At 66.1% G+C, this 17,444-nt stretch carries 19 protein-coding genes; 17 read left to right on the top strand and 2 right to left on the bottom strand.

Going from position 1 to position 17,444, the window contains the following annotated elements; genetic code table 11:
- Window positions 1–49 precede the first annotated feature (49 nt).
- From HV793_RS27210 to pdxK, 12 genes are all read left to right on the top strand, one after another.
- Complete coding sequence (locus HV793_RS27210) at window positions 50–1,408, top strand: acyclic terpene utilization AtuA family protein (protein ID WP_119449541.1); 1,359 nt, start codon at window positions 50–52, stop codon at window positions 1,406–1,408.
- Window positions 1,409–1,410: 2 nt separating this feature from the next.
- Complete coding sequence (locus tag HV793_RS27205; protein WP_054451251.1) at window positions 1,411–1,737, top strand: AtuA-related protein; 327 nt, start codon at window positions 1,411–1,413, stop codon at window positions 1,735–1,737.
- An 11-nt stretch (window positions 1,738–1,748) separates the two neighbouring features.
- Window positions 1,749–2,666 carry an SMP-30/gluconolactonase/LRE family protein gene (locus HV793_RS27200; protein ID WP_175214227.1) on the top strand — a complete coding sequence of 306 codons (918 nt, stop codon included), beginning with the start codon at window positions 1,749–1,751 and terminating at the stop codon, window positions 2,664–2,666.
- A 56-nt stretch (window positions 2,667–2,722) separates the two neighbouring features.
- Window positions 2,723–3,694 carry a Bug family tripartite tricarboxylate transporter substrate binding protein gene (locus HV793_RS27195; protein WP_119449600.1) on the top strand — a complete coding sequence of 324 codons (972 nt, stop codon included), beginning with the start codon at window positions 2,723–2,725 and terminating at the stop codon, window positions 3,692–3,694.
- 7 nt (window positions 3,695–3,701) lie between these two features.
- Window positions 3,702–4,811, top strand: coding sequence for an SDR family oxidoreductase (locus HV793_RS27190; protein ID WP_119449543.1), 1,110 nt, complete (start codon window positions 3,702–3,704; stop codon window positions 4,809–4,811).
- 153 nt (window positions 4,812–4,964) lie between these two features.
- Window positions 4,965–5,351, top strand: coding sequence for a VOC family protein (locus HV793_RS27185; protein ID WP_119449544.1), 387 nt, complete (start codon window positions 4,965–4,967; stop codon window positions 5,349–5,351).
- 250 nt (window positions 5,352–5,601) lie between these two features.
- Complete coding sequence (locus HV793_RS27180) at window positions 5,602–6,567, top strand: Bug family tripartite tricarboxylate transporter substrate binding protein (protein ID WP_175214226.1); 966 nt, start codon at window positions 5,602–5,604, stop codon at window positions 6,565–6,567.
- A 2-nt stretch (window positions 6,568–6,569) separates the two neighbouring features.
- Window positions 6,570–7,211 carry a glutathione S-transferase family protein gene (locus HV793_RS27175; protein ID WP_175214225.1) on the top strand — a complete coding sequence of 214 codons (642 nt, stop codon included), beginning with the start codon at window positions 6,570–6,572 and terminating at the stop codon, window positions 7,209–7,211.
- 28 nt (window positions 7,212–7,239) lie between these two features.
- Window positions 7,240–8,022, top strand: a complete 783-nt coding sequence (locus HV793_RS27170) for an aldolase (RefSeq protein WP_054451267.1) — start codon at window positions 7,240–7,242, stop codon at window positions 8,020–8,022.
- Window positions 8,023–8,115: 93 nt separating this feature from the next.
- Entirely contained in the window at window positions 8,116–8,670 is a 555-nt protein-coding gene (locus HV793_RS27165) for a helix-turn-helix domain-containing protein (protein WP_054451268.1), read from the top strand.
- A 42-nt stretch (window positions 8,671–8,712) separates the two neighbouring features.
- Window positions 8,713–9,075, top strand: a complete 363-nt coding sequence (locus tag HV793_RS27160; RefSeq protein WP_054451269.1) for a cupin domain-containing protein — start codon at window positions 8,713–8,715, stop codon at window positions 9,073–9,075.
- A 36-nt stretch (window positions 9,076–9,111) separates the two neighbouring features.
- Window positions 9,112–9,945 carry a pyridoxine/pyridoxal/pyridoxamine kinase gene (gene pdxK / locus HV793_RS27155; protein ID WP_054451270.1) on the top strand — a complete coding sequence of 278 codons (834 nt, stop codon included), beginning with the start codon at window positions 9,112–9,114 and terminating at the stop codon, window positions 9,943–9,945.
- 28 nt (window positions 9,946–9,973) lie between these two features.
- Here the strand turns inward: pdxK and HV793_RS27150 are convergent, their stop codons facing one another.
- Together HV793_RS27150 and amaB are read right to left on the bottom strand one after the other, a co-directional pair.
- On the bottom strand, window positions 9,974–11,266 hold the full coding sequence (locus HV793_RS27150) for a phospholipase A (RefSeq protein WP_175214224.1): 1,293 nt from the start codon (window positions 11,264–11,266) through the stop codon (window positions 9,974–9,976).
- Window positions 11,267–11,403: 137 nt separating this feature from the next.
- Complete coding sequence (amaB, locus tag HV793_RS27145; protein ID WP_054451272.1) at window positions 11,404–12,906, bottom strand: L-piperidine-6-carboxylate dehydrogenase; 1,503 nt, start codon at window positions 12,904–12,906, stop codon at window positions 11,404–11,406.
- Window positions 12,907–13,055: 149 nt separating this feature from the next.
- Here amaB and HV793_RS27140 point away from each other — a divergent pair, with 149 nt between their 5' ends.
- The 5 genes from HV793_RS27140 (at window position 13,056) to HV793_RS27120 (ending at window position 17,432) form a co-directional block, all read left to right on the top strand.
- On the top strand, window positions 13,056–13,805 hold the full coding sequence (locus tag HV793_RS27140) for an amino acid ABC transporter ATP-binding protein (protein WP_054451273.1): 750 nt from the start codon (window positions 13,056–13,058) through the stop codon (window positions 13,803–13,805).
- A 142-nt stretch (window positions 13,806–13,947) separates the two neighbouring features.
- Entirely contained in the window at window positions 13,948–14,739 is a 792-nt protein-coding gene (locus tag HV793_RS27135) for an ABC transporter substrate-binding protein (RefSeq protein ID WP_054451274.1), read from the top strand.
- A 4-nt stretch (window positions 14,740–14,743) separates the two neighbouring features.
- Window positions 14,744–15,436, top strand: coding sequence for an amino acid ABC transporter permease (locus tag HV793_RS27130; RefSeq protein ID WP_054451275.1), 693 nt, complete (start codon window positions 14,744–14,746; stop codon window positions 15,434–15,436).
- Window positions 15,437–15,438: 2 nt separating this feature from the next.
- Complete coding sequence (locus tag HV793_RS27125) at window positions 15,439–16,128, top strand: amino acid ABC transporter permease (protein WP_054451276.1); 690 nt, start codon at window positions 15,439–15,441, stop codon at window positions 16,126–16,128.
- Window positions 16,129–16,139: 11 nt separating this feature from the next.
- Complete coding sequence (locus HV793_RS27120; RefSeq protein WP_175214223.1) at window positions 16,140–17,432, top strand: NAD(P)/FAD-dependent oxidoreductase; 1,293 nt, start codon at window positions 16,140–16,142, stop codon at window positions 17,430–17,432.
- Window positions 17,433–17,444 lie beyond the last annotated feature (12 nt).

Raw genomic sequence — 17,444 nt, 5'->3', positions numbered from 1 at the left:
TGGCCGCAGCATACTAGGCCGCAAAGTAGCAATACGGACGGAGACAGACATGAATGAACCGCGCAAGCGGCTGCGCATCGGCGTAGGGGCCGGCATGGCGGACGACCGCATCGGTCCGGCCATGCCGCTGCTGGAAGACTGCGATATCGATTACCTGGTGTGCGAATGCCTGGCCGAACGGACCATTGCGCGCGAAACGCTGTCACGCAAGCATGACGGCGCTCACGGCTACAACCCGATGCTGGAGGAGCGCATGCGTGCCTTCCTGCCGGCGTGCCGGGAGAAAGGTGTACGGCTGGTGTCCAACATGGGCGCGGCCAATCCGGCCGGCGCCGCGCAGGCCGCGCTGGACATAGGACACGCCTTGGGATGGCAGGAGCTCAAGTGCGCCGCCGTAGTCGGCGACGACGTGGCCGAGCGCGTGCGCCTGCATCCTGAACTGCGCCTGCTGGATCGCGATCTGCCGCTGGAGGCGATCCTGCCCCAGCTGGCCTCGGCAAATGCCTACCTGGGCGCCGATGTGGTCCGCGATGCGCTGGCCACCGGCGCGCACGTGGTGTTGACGGGCCGGGTCGCCGATCCCTCGCTGTTTCTGGGCGTTGCCCTGCATCATCACGGCTGGAGCTACGAGGACCTGCCCAAGCTGGCGGCGGGCACCATCATGGGCCACCTGCTGGAGTGTTCCGCGCAGATCACCGGCGGCTATTTCGCCGACCCGGGAAAGAAAGACGTGCCCCGCCTGGCCGAACTGGCTTATCCCTATGCCGATCTTTACAGCGACGGCGAACTGTACATAGGCAAGCCCGCCGGCTCGGGCGGCCGCCTCGACCGCATGACCTGTACCGAGCAGGCGCTATACGAAATCCATGATCCCTCGGCCTACATCACGCCAGATTGCGTGTTGAGCCTGGAAGGCCTGCATTTTGAAGAGCAGCACGCGGACCGCGTGGCCGTGCGCGGCATACGCGCCGCGCCGCGCACCGATAGCTACAAGGTCGTGGTCGGCTACTTCGATGGCTGGATAGGCACTGGCGAGGTCGCCTATGCAGGCGTGAACGCGATCGCGCGGGCGCGGCTGGCGGCCGACACGGTGAAAGAGCGGTTCCGGCTCGACGGCGGCGCGGCCAGCGAGATCCAGGTCGATCTGATCGGCGTGAGCAGCCTGCATGGCGATCATCCGCAGGCCGTCGCCGGCCACCCCTACGAAGTCCGTTTGCGCGTGTCGGCCCGCTGTCCCGACAAAAAGAGCGCGCACTTGTTGGGGGATCACGTGCGGCAACTGAACATGCAGGGACCTTATGGCGCAGGCGGTCCCGTCAACCTGGGCGCCAAGGAAGTCATAGCCGTGGACGCCCTGTTGATTCCGCGCGACTGGGTCACGCCCGAAGTCATTACGGTGGGAGCCTGACCATGAGCATTCTGGTTCATGACCTTGCGCATGCGCGCGCTGGCGACAAGGGCAATACCTCGAGCATCGCCGTCATTGCCTACGACGAGGACGCCTGGCGCCTGCTGCGCCAGGCGCTTACCGCCGAGCGCGTCGAGCAGGCCTTTGCCCATCTGGGAGCAGGAAAGGTGAGGCGCTACGAGGTCGAAAGCCTGAGGGCGCTGAACTTTGTCATCCCGGACGTACTGTCCGGCGGCGTCACGCGCTCGCTGCGCCTGGATCCCCATGGCAAGTCGCTCAGTTCGTTGATGCTGGGAATCGAGCTTCCGGCCAGCCCATCGCAATCCTGAAAGGAACAGCAATGTACCCTCCCGCTGAACCCATGGGCTCCGAGGTCTACGCCCGGCTGCCCGAATCCCTGCACCTGACCGATCAGGCCTCGACCTGGCTGGCCGCGCGCCATGTGAAGATGCACTCCTTTCTGGAGGGGCCCGCCTTCGATCGCTTGGGCAATCTCTGGTGCGTCGACCTGGCGCATGGACGCATCCTGCGCGTGGATCCGGCAGGCAATTTCGAGGTCATCGTCAGCTACGAAGGCGAACCCAACGGCCTGAAGATCCATCGCGACGGCCGCATCTTCGTTGCCGACCATTTGCATGGCCTGATGCTTCTGGATCCCGAGACCCGCAGCATCCGGCCCTACCTGCAGCACGTGCGGCGGGAAGGCTTGAAGGGACTGAACGATCTGTTCTTCGCTTCCAACGGCGACCTGTACTTCACCGATCAGGGTGAAAGCGCCTTGGAAAACCCCACCGGCCGCGTGTTCCGCCTGCGCGCCGACGGCGAGACGGTGGACCTCATCATGGATGGCCTGGCGGGCCCCAACGGCCTGGTCATGAACAGGGCCGAGAACGTGCTCTACGTGGCCATCACGCACGACAACGCCATCTACGCCCTGCGGCTGGAGCCGGATGGCCAGATGAAGAAGGCCAGCCGTTTCATCCAGCTATCGGGCAGCACGGCCGGGCCGGACGGCATGGCCCTGGATGAGGCCGGCAACCTGGCCATCGTCCACGCGCAGGCGGGCACCGTATGGCTGTTCAGCCCGCTGGGCGAACCCCTCTACCGCATCCGTTCCTGCGCGGGCCTGCGCACCACCAACGTCGCTTTCGGCGGCGAGGACGGTCGTTCCTTGTTCATCACCGAGGCGGAGCAGGGCGTCATCCTGCGCGCCCGGCTGCCGCATCCCGGCAAGCGGATGTACTCGCACCGGGACTGAGCCGCGCGCCGCGAACACGATCCGCAAAAAAACCACTATCCATGGGAGACAACATCATGATTGCTTTTCGATTGATCGCCGGCCTGGCCCTGAGCCTGGCCGCCGTCACAGGCGCGCAGGCCGCCGATGCGTACCCTGCGCGCCCCATACGCCTGATCGCCACCTTCGGCCCCGGCAGTTCCATCGACATCATTGCGCGCCTGGTGGCCAAGCCCCTGGCCGAGCAACTCGGCCAGCCGGTGATCGTAGAGAACAAGCCCGGCGCCGGCGGCGACCTGGCCACCGACATCGTCGCCAAGTCCGGCAAGGACGGCTACACCATCGGCTTCGCCTCGGCCGGGCCGATCACGGTCAATCCCAATGCCCGCAGCAAGATGCCCTATGACCCGCTCAAGGATCTGGCGCCGGTTGCCTTGGTGGCGACGGGACCGAACGTCATCCTGGTCAACCCGTCGATTCCGGTGACCAACCTGAAGGAGCTGATTGCCTACATCAAGGCCAATCCGAACAAGGTCAACTACGCCTCGGCTGGCGTCGGCACCAGCGGTCATATCGCCGGCGAGCTGTTCCAGCACTTGTCCAAGACCGAAATCCTGCACGTGCCCTACAAGGGCAACAGCGATGCGATTACGGACACCCTGGGCGGGCGCACCCAGATGGTCATCAGCGGCGTCCCGCCCATCCTGTCGTTCGTGAAGTCCGGCCAGCTGCGCGCCCTGGCCGTGGCCGATACCAAGCGTTCGCCCTTGCTGCCGGACGTCCCCACTGTTGCCGAAGCCGGACTGCCCGGTGCGGAGAGCGTCGCCTGGTATGGCATCGTCGCGCCTGCCGGCACGCCGCAGGCGATCCTGGACCGTCTCCACGACGAAATCGTCAAGGCCGTGAACAACCCGGAAACCCAGGAGAAATTCGCCGGCCTCGGTATCGTTCCTTCAGCGGACAGCCGGGCGGACTTCGGCAAGCGCATGGCGGACGAGTACGTCCGTTTCAAGGAATTGTTCAAGCAGATCAACCTGGTCATGGATTGACGGAATCATGTCACGCACCGTAATCGTTACTGGCGCCAGCGGGCTGGTCGGCTCCGCTGCCGTCGATTCATTCCTCAACGCGGGCTGGGAAGTCATCGCGGTTTCCCGCCGGCGTCCGGAGATCATCAGCCAACGGCCGTACACCCATCTGCCGGTCGATCTGCAGGACGCGGAGGCTTGCCGCCGCGCCTTCGGGGATATGCCTGAAGCCACGCACGTTTTCTATGCGGCCGTCTATGAGAAGCCAGGGCTCATCGCCGGCTGGCAGGACCCTGAGCAGATGGCCACCAACCTGGGCATGATCAGGAACGTCATCGAGCCGTTGGCCGCCAGCGGCAGGCTGCAGCATGTCAGCGTGCTGCAGGGTACCAAGGCCTATGGCGTACACCTGCATCCCATCCGCACGCCGGCGCGCGAATGCCAGCCGCGGGACGATCATCCGAACTCGTACTGGTTCCAGGAAGACTACATCCGGGAAAAGGCCGCGCAGTCCGGCTTTGGCTGGACGATATTCCGTCCCACCATCGTGCTGGGCCCCAATGTGGGCGTGGCCATGAACACGGTGCCGGTCATAGGCGTCTACGCGGCAGTGTGCCGCGCCGAAGGCAAGCCGTTCTGCTATCCCGGCCACATTTCCTATCCGCGTGAAGCCGTGGACGCGCGCCTGATCGGCGATGCAGGCGTCTGGGCGGCGGAGAATCCGGCGTCCTGGAACGAGCACTACAACCTTACCAACGGCGAAGTGTTCAGCTGGCATGACCTATGGCCGTCCCTGGCGGAGTTCCTGGACGTTGAAGCGGGTCCGGACCAGCCCCTGCGCCTGGCCGAGTACCTGCCCGGCCGGGCGGACCTGTGGAACGAGATCGTCAAGCAGCATGGCTTGCGGCCGTTGAGTATGGCGCAGATCCTTGGCGAATCCCATTACTCCGCCGACGCCCGTTTCGGCTATGGCCTGAAGACCCCGCCCGCGCCCGCATTTGTCAGCACGGTCAAGATCAAGCAGGCGGGCTTCACGCAAACCTACGACACCGAGGCGTGCGTGAAGCACTGGCTGAGGGTGCTGATGGAGCGCAAGATCATTCCGTTCTCCCAAACGAGTGTCGCAGGCCGCGTTTGAGCGTTGATCGCGGCGAGCCGGAGTTGCGCTTGCGGTGCGCGAATTGCGGAAGAATCGCGAGGCCCGCGTTGCAAATCGAAGCGTCCCTGGCTTGCCAACTGACCTATCCTGATCTTTCTGGCCCGCTGGGGCCGCTTTCCGAAGGGTCGGCGCATGCTGGATCATGTCGAAATTCACGTGAGCGACTTCGAGCGCAGCCGGATGTTCTACCGCAGCGCGCTCGCGGCGCTAGGCTACATACCGCGCAAAGTGCTCGAGACCGGGATGGGCTTCGGAGTAGGCCAGCCTCACGAGTCGGAAGACCCGGGCGGCGAATTCTGGATCCATCAGGGCACGCCCAGCACCCCGCGCGTGCATCTGGCTTTTCGCGCCCGCAGCCGTGCCGAGGTCGATTCCTTTCACCAGGCGGCGCTGGCGGCTGGAGGGCGCGATAACGGCGGGCCTGGCTTGCGTCCGCAATACCACCCGCATTATTACGGCGCGTTCATCCTGGACCCGGATGGCTACAACATAGAAGCGGTGTGTCACCGCCCGGTCTGATCCGCGTACTTCCCAGTATTGGCACCGCAGCGTCAGCATGACGCTGCGTCTCCATGCGCAGAGACGAGCGCAAGATGCGTGCGCAATGCCGGGCCTCGCGCGCCAAAGCCAAAAGGCGAACTTCAAAGGCGAACTATATTCCTGCGGCCCAGGGTTTTCCCTAAACTCATTTTCCTTGCGGAAAATCAATCTCCTATAGGACACTTCGTGTCATGATGGTGCCGATAGGCGGCGCCCGTAGGGGGATGACATGAAGATTTCGGGAATCGCCGGCGCGCTGGCGTTGGTTGCGGCAATGGCGGGCAATGGGGCCCAGGCGGCCTATCCGGACCGGCCGATCCGGCTGGTGGTGCCTTTCGGCGCGGGCGGGATCACGGACATCGTGGCGCGTCAGGTCGGCAAGGGCATGGGCGACGCGCTGGGGCAGAGCATCGTGATCGAGAACCGGCCGGGCGCGGGCGGAGTGATCGCGGCGCAGGTGGCCGCCACCTCGCCGGCCGATGGCTATACGATCTTCATGGGTACGGTGGGCACGCAGGTGGTCAACCCGCTGATCTACAGCAAGCTCAGCTATGACGCGGACAAGTTCGCGCCGGTGGGCATGGTGTCGGGATCGCCGTATTTGCTGGCCGTGCGTGCGGGCGTGCCGGCCAAGACTTTCGGCGAGTTCGTGGCCTATGCCAAGGCCAATCCGGCCAAGCTGAACTTCGGTTCGGCGGGCAATGCGAGTTCGCCGCACCTGGGCCTGGAGCTGCTGAAGCTGACGGCCGGGCTGGACATCGTGCACGTGCCGTTCAAGAGCGGTAGCGAAGCCGTCAATGCCGCCATCGGCGAGCAGGTCGACGTGGTGATGGACGCCAGCCCGGTGATCATGCCGCATGCGGCGTCTGGCAAGCTGCGCGCGCTGGCGGTGGCCGCCGACAAGCGCCTGCCGTCCGCGCCGGACGTGCCCGCCAGCAGCGAGGTGGGCGACGCGGCGCTGCAGATCAGCTCGTGGAACGCGTTCTTCGCGCCCGCAGGCACGCCGCCCGACGTGATGGAAAAGCTGAACGCGGCGCTGCAGAAGACCCTGGCGTCGCCGGAACTGAAGGACCGGCTGGCGTCGCAGGGTACGCAGCTGTACACGGGCAAGCCGGATGAGTATCAGCGCTTCATTGCCGGCGAGAAGGCCAAGTGGACCGAAATCGTGAAGCGCGCCAACATCAAGATGGACTGACGATGAACCAGATACCGCATCCCTTGGCGGGCAAGCCGCTGGAACTGGCCGATACGCTGCGTTCGGGCAATGCCTGGAAGATCCGGCTGGCCTGCGGCTACATGGGCCTGCCGATCAAGCGGCGCACCTTCGATATCGTGCAGGGCGACCTGGAGACCGAGGGGTTCGCGCGCATCAATCCGTGGCGCCAGGTGCCGGCCTTGCTGACGCCGGAGGGCGAGTGGCTGGCCGAGTCGCAGGCGATACTCTGGTATCTGGCGATGGGCACGCCCTGGCTGCCCGCCGGCCGCCTGGAGCAGTCGCAGGTCAGCAGCTGGCTCAGTTTCGAGCAGACCCAGCACATGCACGCCTTTGCGCAGCCGCGCCTGCTGATCCATCTGCGCAACACCGCGCAGGTGGATGACCCGGCGATGCGGGCGTGGCGCGAGATCGGCATGAAGGCGGCCGCGTTGATGGACGCGCATCTGGCCGGCCGCGATTATCTGGTGGGTACCGCGCCGACCATTGCCGACGTTGCGCTGTATCCCTATACGAGCATGGCGGCCGAGGGCGGTTACGACCTGTCCGGCTTTACCCATATCGATGCCTGGCTGGCGCGCATGCGCGCCTTGCCAGGGTTTACGCCGCTGATCGAAGCGGCATGACAGAGACACTATCTTAGGAGTGACGACGATGGCCGATACGATGCACCTGGGCAAGGACGAACTGATCGCGCGGGCGAAAGCCGAAATGCAGCGCCAGTTCGAGACGCCCGACTGGAGCCTGCGCGAGCGCCTGGCGCTGACCTGCCGCATCCTGTTCGACGGCGGACATGACTCCGGCCTGGCCGGACAGATCACGGCGCGCGCGCCGGAGCCGAACCGCTATTTCACGCAACGCCTGGGCCTGGGCTTTGACGAGATCACCGCCAGCAATCTGCTGCTGGTGGACGAAGACCTGCGCGTGCAGGAAGGCGGCGGCATGCCCAATCCGGCCAACCGTTTTCACTCCTGGATCTACCGCGCGCGTCCGGACGTGAACTGCATCATCCACACGCATCCGCTGCACGCGGCTTCGTTGTCGATGCTGGAGGTGCCGCTGGAAATCTCGCATATGGACAACTGCCCGCTGTACGACGACGTGGCCTTCCTGAAGGATTGGCCCGGCGTGCCGGTGGGCAACGAGGAAGGGGAGATCATCTCGGCCGCGCTGGGTTCGAAACGCGCCATCCTGCTGTCGCACCATGGCATGCTGATTGCGGCGGGTTCGGTGGAAGAGGCCTGCGTGCTGGCGCTGCAGTTCGAGCGCGCCGCCCGCATGCAGTTGCTGGCCATGGCCGCCGGCAAGATCCAGCCCATTCCGCCGGCGCTGGGCCGCGAGGCCCATGACTGGATCCTGACGCCCAAGCGTTCGCAGGTCGGCTTTTCGTACTATGCGCGGCGCGCGCTGCGGGCGCATCCCGACGTGCTGGCCTGATGGCGGCGGCGGGCGGGGCCGGCTCGACGGCAGGGCCGGATTAGGGCATGCTTACCGGTCGTATTCCGCGACCGTATTTTTGCAACCCCGTCCATGATAGACCTGCCGCACCGCCTGCGCGCCCTGCGTCGCCAGCAAACCCTGTCCCTGGAACAGCTGGCGCAGCGCACCGGATTGACCAAGAGCTACCTCTCCAAACTGGAGCGGGGCCTGAGCGAACCCTCCATTTCCACCGTGTTGCGGCTGGCGGAAGCCTATGGCCTGGGCGTGTCGGAGCTGGTGGGCACGGACGATGCTGCGCAGGAAGAAGTGGTCAGCGTGGTGCGGGTGGCGGACCGCGAAGCCTTGCAGCGCCGGGGGCTGGGCAGCGAGTATCACTACGAGTCGCTGGCCGGCCGCCGCAAGGTCAAGGCGATGGAGCCTTTTGTGGTGCATCCGCCCCGCGATTTTCCCGATGCGACCGCGGTGTTTCCGCACCCCGGCGAGGAATTCCTGCTGGTGCTCAAGGGCGCCATCGAGGTCCATGTGGGCGAACGCCAGTTCCGCCTGGAGACCGGGGATTCCGTCTATTTCGACTCCGAACTGCCGCACCGCATGCGCACCGTCAGCCGGGCCATGGCCGAGGTGCTGGTGGTGGCCTCGCACTGAGCAGGCCTTCGGACTCATCATCTATCCGCATACAGGAGTGCCATGAAGAACGATCAATCGCGGCTCGTCCGCATCGATGCCGGCCCCATGAAGAATCCGGTGCCTGGAAAGCCCCGCCGCCCGATCTCGGGCGACGCGGCGTTCCGCACCGTGACTGCCTTCGAAGGCAACGGCGGCAAGGCTGAAGCCGGCGTCTGGGAAAGCACCGCGGGCGTGTTCCAGTCCAACACCACGGGCTATATCGAGTTCGGCTACATCGTCGAAGGCGCGGCGCGCCTGGTCGATCCGGACGGCACCGTGCATGAACTGACCGTGGGCGAGGCTTTCGTCATGCCCGAAGGCTATACCGGCCGCTGGGAAGTGGACCAGTTCGTCAAGAAGATCTATTTCATCACCCGCATGTAGCGCCGCGTAGACCGCGGCAGCCCAGGAGCCAGCCCCATGAGCGCAATCCCCGCCGTTACCGCGCAGGTGGATATCGTTTCCGTCCAATCCCAGGTCGTGTACGGCTGCGTCGGCAACAACGCCGCCATGCCCGTCTTCCGCAAGGCCAGCCTGCACGCGATCGCGGTGCCTACCGTGATCCTGAGCAACACGCCGCACTATCCGACCCTGCATGGCGGCGCGGTGCCGTTGGACTGGTTCGAGGGCCTGTTGCAGGGCCTGGACGAGCGCGGCGTCACCCGGACTGCGCGCGCGGTGGTCTGCGGATACCTGGGCCAACCCGGGCAGGCCGGGCTTCTGGCCGGCTGGCTGCCTGCGCTGCGCGCATCCCGGCCTGATCTGAAGGTGCACATCGACCCCGTCATGGGCGACCGTAACGACGGGCTGTACGTGAACGAAGGCCTGGTCGAACAATACCGGGACCTGCTGGTGCCGCTGGCCGACGGCATGACGCCGAACCACTTCGAGCTGGAGTTGCTGGTGGGGCGCGCCCTGTCGTCGATCGACGAGGTCGTGGCGGCGGCGCGCGAACTGATCGCGCGCGGTCCGGACTGGATAGTCGTGACCAGCGCCGCGCCCATGGCCGCCGCGGCCGGCACCTTGCAGCTGGCGGTGGTGACGCGGGATCAGGCCACGGTCGTGACGCATCCGGAGATTGCGATACCGCCTTCGGTGCACGGTACTGGCGACGTGTTCATGGCCGGCGTTACGGCGCAACTGCTGAACGGGCAGGTGCTGGTCGAGGCGGTGCGCTCGGCCGCCGCCCAGGTCACGGTGGCGCTGGAGCGCACCCGCGAACTGGGCTGGGAAGAGCTGGCGGTGGAAGGCTAGGACGCCTACGCGAGCCTGGCGGCGCGCCTTACGGCACCAGCGACAGGCCGATGCGGAACTGCGATTCGTTGCGCTGGTTGTAGCCCAGCAGCGTTTCGCCGTAGCCGTTGAAGTACTGCAGATGCAGGTAGCCGTTCATGTTCAGCCAGGTGCGCTGCAGCGGCCAGGCGAAATCGAGCTGGGTGGTTCGGCGCTTCTGGTCGCCCTGGCGGTACATGGCGGAGATGACCGCGCCATTGTCCTGGGCCCAGCGCAATTGCCAGTCGACGTGGCCGGCGTAGTCGGCATAGTCGCTGTTCTCGCTGGCGACGCCGAAGTAGGCCTTGACTCGCGGCGCAAAGGTGAGCGTGCTGCCGCCGTCGAAGCGGTAGTGGAAGCGCGGCTCGATATAGCCGTCGTTGAGCGAGCGCGAATCCTCGCCGTCCTTGCCGTTGGAGTTGTGCTCGACGCCGGTATTCATGCCGAAGCGCCAGTTCTGGCTGGCGGACTGCCAGATGTTGTCGGACAGCCAGAAGGCGCTGGGATTGAAGGTGGTGTCGATGAAGGGCATGGAATCGCCTTCCAGGTCCCACAGCGAGGTCTGCGTGTACGCCAGGTAGAAATTCTCGTCCCAGGTCGCGGGACGGTCGCCCGCGGGGCTGAAGAGTCGGTACTTGGCGCTGATCTGAAAGCGCGCGGTGGTCTGCCCGCGGGTGCCGACGTCGAAGTACACCGGCTTGTATTCGGAAATGGAACTGCGGAAGCGGTCGAACGCGGTCTGCTGCTGTACCGTCGGCACGGCGGACGCGTCGGGCGAGGGGCCGCCTTCGGGCGATGCGCCGACCGCGGCCACGGCCGCGGCGGGCACGGGTTCTCCGCTGCTGGCGTCCACCACCGGGCCGCGCGCGGGCGTGCTGGCCAGGGTGCCGCTGTCGCGGCCGGTGGCGTCCAGCGCCATCATCGCGGGCTGGCCTTCGATGGATACGGCCTGCAGGCCCTGGGCCGTGGCGGGCACGACGGCGGTCCAGGCCATGCGCGCGAAGTTGTTGACGGGCACGCTGAAGCTGGCCGTGCCGCCGCGCAGCTTGGCCAGGCTGCGCACGATCTGGCCGTCCTGGCCGCGCCATTGCAGCACCAGTTCCGGTGGCGCTTCCCAGGTGGAGCGGGAAGTGCCTTCGTTGAAGTACACCGCCTCGATGGTGACGGTCTCTCCGGGGGCGGCCGAGGGGCGATCCAGCCGGTACGACACGCCCGCGGTGGCTGCGCCCGCCAGGCCCATGGCCAGGGCGGCGGCCAGGGTGCGCAGGGGGAGGGCGGATCGTGCAGGACGGCTGATGGTCATCTGGTCATAACGTAGTTTTGTGACCAGGAAATGTAGCATCGACCCCCGCTACAGTTTGTAAGGCAGGCTAATCGTATGTAGAAAGCGTAAGCCCCCGCGCATGGCGGGGGCTTGTGGGGACAGCGTTGCGCGCGGGCTTATTCGCCGAACTTGATGCCCTGGGCCAACGGCAGCTGGCGCGAATAGTTGATCGTATTGGTGGCGCGGCGCATGTAGTTGCGCCAGGCGTCCGAACCCGATTCGCGGCCGCCGCCGGTTTCCTTTTCGCCGCCGAACGCGCCGCCGATCTCGGCGCCCGAGGTGCCGATATTGACGTTGGCGATGCCGCAGTCCGAGCCGGCCGCCGACAGGAAGGTCTCGGCTTCGCGCAGGTCATTGGTGAAGATGGCCGACGACAGGCCCTGCGGCACGCCATTCTGCAAGGCCAGCGCCTGGTTGAAGTCGGCGTAGCGCATCACGTAGAGGATAGGCGCGAAGGTCTCGTGGCAGACCACGTCGGTCTGGCCCGGCATTTCAGCGATGGCGGGACGCACGTACCAGGCGTCGGGATATTGCTCGGCCAGCACGCGCTCGCCTCCCGTGACCTTGCCGCCTTGTTCGCGCGCCGCCGTCAGCGCCGCCTGCATGGCGTCATAGGACACGCGGTCGATCAGCGGACCGACCAGCGTGCCGCTTTCCAGCGGGTTGCCAATGGTGGCGCTGGCATAGGCCTTGTGCAGGCGTTGCACCAGATCTTCGGCCACGCTCTCGTGCACGATCAGACGGCGCGTGGTGGTGCAGCGCTGGCCGGCCGTGCCGATGGCGCCGAACACGATGCCGCGCGCGGCCATGTCCAGGTCGGCCGTGGGGCCGACGATGATGGCGTTGTTGCCGCCCAGCTCCAGCAGCACGCGGCCAAAGCGCTGCGCCACGCGCGGGCCCACCTGGCGGCCCATGCGGGTCGAACCGGTGGCCGAGACCAGGGCCACGGCGTGCGAATCCACCAGCGCTTCGCCGATGTCGCGTCCGCCGATCAGCACTTCGGACAGGCCGGGGGGCGCGTCGCCGAAGCGTTGCGCGGCCTGTGCGAAGAGCGCCTGGCAGGCCAGCGCGGTCAGCGGGGTTTTTTCCGACGGCTTCCAGACCACGGCGTTGCCGCAGACCAGCGCCAGCGCGGCGTTCCAGGACCACACGGCGACGGGGAAGTTGAACGCGCTGATCACGCCGACCACGCCCAGCGGATGCCAGGTTTCCATCATGCGGTGGCCGGGGCGTTCAGAAGCGATGGTCAGACCGTACAGCTGGCGTGACAGGCCCACGGCGAAGTCGCAGATGTCGATCATCTCCTGCACTTCGCCTTCGCCTTCGGCCACGATCTTGCCGGCTTCCAGGCTCACCAGGCGGCCCAGCTCGCGCTTGTGCTGACGCAGCGTTTCGCCGAACAGGCGCAGCAGCTCGCCGCGGCGCGGCGCCGGCACGTCGCGCCACGCCAGGCTGGCCTGGCGCGCGCGGGTGATGGCGGAATGGGCCTGGGCCACCGTGTGCTCATGCACCTGAGCCAGCTCGACGCCGTCTATCGGGCTGCGCGCGCGCAGCGTGCCGCCAGTGAGCGATTCCGGGTTCAGCCCGAGCGCGCGCAGGATGTCTTGGGGAGTGTCCATGCCGGTTCCTTGGGTTGCCTGCGAAGAGCCTGTCTTCGCTTAAGGGTTATGCCTAAGTGGCGATTCTGGAAAAAAATTTACTATACGAAACTCCAGCGTGAATTGCGAAACCTTTTTAACCAGGGCAGCACTCATACGAAGGTGGATCCGTGGCGGAACCTCTGCTGGTAGTCCAGGCAGTCAGCAAGACCTATCAACGCGACGGGCAGGCCCCGCATCTGGCGTTGGACGGCATCGACTGCCAGCTCGGCCGCGGCGAGGTCATGGTGGTGGTCGGCCCCTCCGGATCCGGCAAGAGCACCTTGCTGCGCACGCTCAACGGACTGGAGAGCATCGACAGCGGCGCCATCCGCGTGGACGGCGTGTCGCTCACCGATCCGGCCACCGACGTCAACCGCTGGCGCACCGAAGTCGGCATGGTGTTCCAGCACTTCAATCTGTTCCAACACCGTACTGCGCTGGACAACGTCGCGCTACCCCAACGCGTGGTGCGCGGGCGCGCCCGCGCCGACGCCGAGCGCTACGCGCGCGAACTGCTGGGCCGCGTGGGCATGGGCGACTACGGTGCGCGCTATCCCAGCCAGCTCTCCGGCGGCCAGCAGCAGCGCGTGGCGATCGCGCGGGCGCTGGCCATGGACCCCAAGCTGATGTTGTTCGACGAGGCCACGTCGGCGCTCGACCCCGAAACCGTGGGCGGCATTCTTGAACTGATGCGCGCGCTGGCGCGCGACGGCATGACCATGGCCGTGGTGACCCATGAGATGGGCTTCGCCCGCGACGTGGGCGATCGCGCGCTCTTCATGGACGCGGGCCGCATCGTGGAAATGGGCACGCCGGACGAGGTGTTCGGCCACCCCAGGGAAGCGCGCACCCGCGCTTTCCTGGAAAAGATTCTGTAGTTCCTAGCAGCAAGGAAGCAACGGGTCGTCCGCATGCGCGGCGCCCGGCGGTAACCAGGGCCGGTCCGGCTGATCCGGGCGCTGCCGGCGCTCTGTGCTTTGCCCGGAATGATGTGAGTCCATTCACCACAAGGGGTAGGAAATGCTGAAAATCAAACAATGGCTGGGCATGGCCGGCATCGCCCTGGCGGCCGCCACTGTCGCCTTGCCCGCGCAAGCGGACGAACTGGCCGACATCCTCAAGCGCGGCGAGTTGCGCGTCGCGGTGCAGACCTCCGGGCCGCTGATGAGCTTCATGGACAAGAGCGGCAAGCGCACCGGCCTGGCCGTGGAAGTGGCCAAGCGCATGGCCGACGACCTGGGCGTGAAGCTGGTGCTGCAGGACTACGAGTGGAAGGGCCTGATTCCCGCGCTCTTGTCCGGCAAGGCCGACATGGTGGCCGCCGACATGACGCCGACCCCGCAGCGCGCGGCCCAGGTACTGTTCTCCACGCCCATGTTCTACGCCGATACCGTGGCCGTGGTGCCCAAGGATTCGCCCTACAAATCGTACGAGGAACTCAACAAGGACGGCGTGACCGTGGGCGTGCTGGGCGCCAGCACCTATGCGGAAGTGGGCAAGAAGATGCTGCCCAAGGCCACCATGAAGGAGTTTTCGGGCGGTAGCGCACCCGTGGGGCAAGCCCTGTCCAGCGGCCGCCTGGACGCCGGCATCATGTCGCTGTCCACCGCCAACCAGTTCCTGGTCGACTTCGGCAACCTGCGCGTGCTGGACGGCATCATGGTGCGCGAGCCGCTGGCCTTCGCCGTCGGTCCCAACGCCTTCCGCCTGAAGTTCTGGCTGGACAACTGGCAGACGCTGAAGACGGCCGACAACACGCTGCCAGAACAGGTGAAGTACTGGTACTCCACGGACTGGAAGAAAGACCACTGAGCCCATGGACTGGCTGCTCGACTTCTATAACTGGCGCATCGTCAGCCAGTACACGGGCCAGTTCGCCACCGGCCTGGCCAACACCCTGATCGCAGCGGGCGCAAGCCTGGTGCTGTCGGTGCTGGCCGGCATCCCGCTGGCGCTTGCCCATATGTCGCCCCGCGCCGCCATCTGGCGGCCGGTGGCGGCGTATGTGCAATTCATCCGTTCAACCCCCTTGCTGGTGCAGATCTACCTGGTCTATTACGCGGTGCCCATGCTGGTGCCGGGCGCCAAGGGCTGGAGCGAGATGCTGCTGGGCATCCTCGCCATGACGCTGCATCATGCGGCCTACATGAGCGAAATCATCCGCGTGGGCATCGAATCCGTGCCGCGCGGCCAGATCGAAGGCGCCAAGGCCTGCGGCATGAATTACCACCAGCGCCTGCGCTACGTGGTGCTGCCGCAGGCTTTCGCCAATACGCTGCCGCCGCTCCTGGGCCAGACCGCCGTGCTGATCAAGGACACCTCGCTGCTGTCGCTGATCACGGTGTTCGAACTGGTCGCGGCCGGCGTGCAGATGAACAGCGACCGCATCGTGCCCAACGAAAGCTTCCTGACCATCGCGGCCGGCTATCTGCTGATCTATGCCTGCATGCTGCTGCTGTCGCGCGGTGTGAGCATCTGGCTGGCGGGACCCGCCTGGAACGCGAGGTAAGCATGCTGGATTCCTATCTCTCCACCGCGGGCGTCGTGCTGCCCTTCCTGCTGAAAGGCTTCTGGGAGACCCTGAAGATCTCCTTCGTGGCCATCATCGCGGGATCCCTGCTGGGCTTCGTGATCGGCGTGATCCGCAGCTACCGCATCCGCGGCGTGCACCAGCTGCTGGGCTTATACATCCACATCCTGCGCGGCACGCCGTTCCTGGTGCAGCTCTACATCTTCTATTTCGTGCTGCCCAGCTCGGGCATCGAGATGCTGCATTGGGATTCCGGCACGGCCGCCTTCGTATCGTTGTCGGTCTACACGTCCTGCTATGTCGCGGAAATCGTCATGGGCGCGATCCAGGCCGTGCCGCGCGGCCAGACCGAAGGCGCGATGACGTTGGGCCTGCGGCCGTTCCAGATCCTGCGCCTGGTCATCCTGCCGCAGGCCATGCGCCTGATCGTGCAGCCCATGAGCGGCGTCTACGTCATGCTGATCAAAAGCACGGCCATTCTGTCGGTGGTGGGCATTACCGAGCTGACGCGGCAGGGCGAGGTCTTCATCATCACCTTCCCGGCCAAGTCGCTGTTCATCTACGGCATGATCGCCGCCATCTACTTCATTTACTGCTACCCGCTGCTGCGACTGGCCAACTGGCTGGAAAAGCGCCTGACGGGCGGCTTGCAGGGCGCGGGCCTGAACTGATGCCGACCTCCATGGCTTCCGAGTACATCGACACCTATTACAAGCGCACGCTGGCCGACGGCGACACCCGTTATGTGCCGCTGTCCGGCGCGGCCAGCACCGACGTCTGCGTGGTCGGGGCAGGGATGGCGGGCTTGTCTGCCGCGCTGGAACTGGCCCGGCGCGGCCGCGACGTCACCTTGCTGGAAGGGCGGCGCATCGCCTGGGGCGCATCCGGGCGCAACGGCGGTTCCGTCTCGCCGGCATACTCGGCCGGCGCCGACGCCATCAGAAAGCACGTCGACGAAGACCACTACCGCAAGCTCTACCGCCTGTCGATGGAAGGCGTGGAGATCATCCGCAACAACATCCGCGACCTGGACATCACCGACGCCCGCAAGGTTGACGGCCGGCTGCGCGTGGTGCGCTACGAGGCGACCGACGCCCTGCGGCAGTGGTGCGACAGCCAGCAACGCGACTTCGGCCGCGACGTGCGCCTTTTGAGCCGCAGCCAGGTCCGCGAACGGCTGCTGTCCGACGTCTACTTCCAGGGCGTCGAGGACCCCACGTCCTTCCACTTCCACCCGCTGAACTACGCCCGCGCGCTGGCCCGGGAATGCGCGCGCCTGGGCGTACGCATCCACGAGGACTCGCCTGTCGTGCAGGCATCGCTGGACGGCGCCGTAAAGCGCCTGAAAACAGAGCGAGGCCAGATCGATGCCCGCACCGTGGTGCTGGCCACCGGCGGCTACACCGAGGGCGTGGTGCCCGCGCTGCGCCGCGCGATGCTGCCCATCGCCACCTACATCATGCTGACCGAGCCGCTGGGCGACCGGGTGCTGGAAGCCATACGCACCACCGCCGCCATCGGCGACGACCGGCGCGCCGGCAACTATTACCGCGTGCTCGATGGCGGGCGCATCGGCTGGGGCAGTAGAATCACCACCCGTGTCGACGACCCGCCCGATCTGGCGGAGTCGCTGCGCCGCGAGCTCCTTTCCGTCTACCCCCAATTGCAGGGGCTGCACGTGGAGACGGCGTGGTCGGGACGCATGGCCTACGCGCGGCATCTGATGCCGCAGATCGGCCAGCTGACGCCGGACGTCTGGTACTGCACGGCGTTCGGCGGACACGGCATGAACACCGCGTCGATCGGCGGCCGGGTCGTCGCCGAAGGGATCGCGGGCGACACCCAGCGCTACAAGCTGTACGCGCCGTTCGGGCTGGCCTGGAACGGCGGCGGTCTGGGCACGGCAGCGGTGCAACTTACTTATTGGTCTTACCAGGCGCGCGACTGGTGGCGGGAGCGGCGGTCGCGGGCATGACAGGGTGCATAG

It is taken from the genome of Achromobacter aegrifaciens (assembly GCF_902859965.1).
GTDB classification, from domain to species: Bacteria; Pseudomonadota; Gammaproteobacteria; order Burkholderiales; family Burkholderiaceae_B; genus Achromobacter; species Achromobacter aegrifaciens.
Note: the sequence above shows the minus strand (reverse complement) of the source record. Positions and strands in the feature narration are given on the sequence as shown.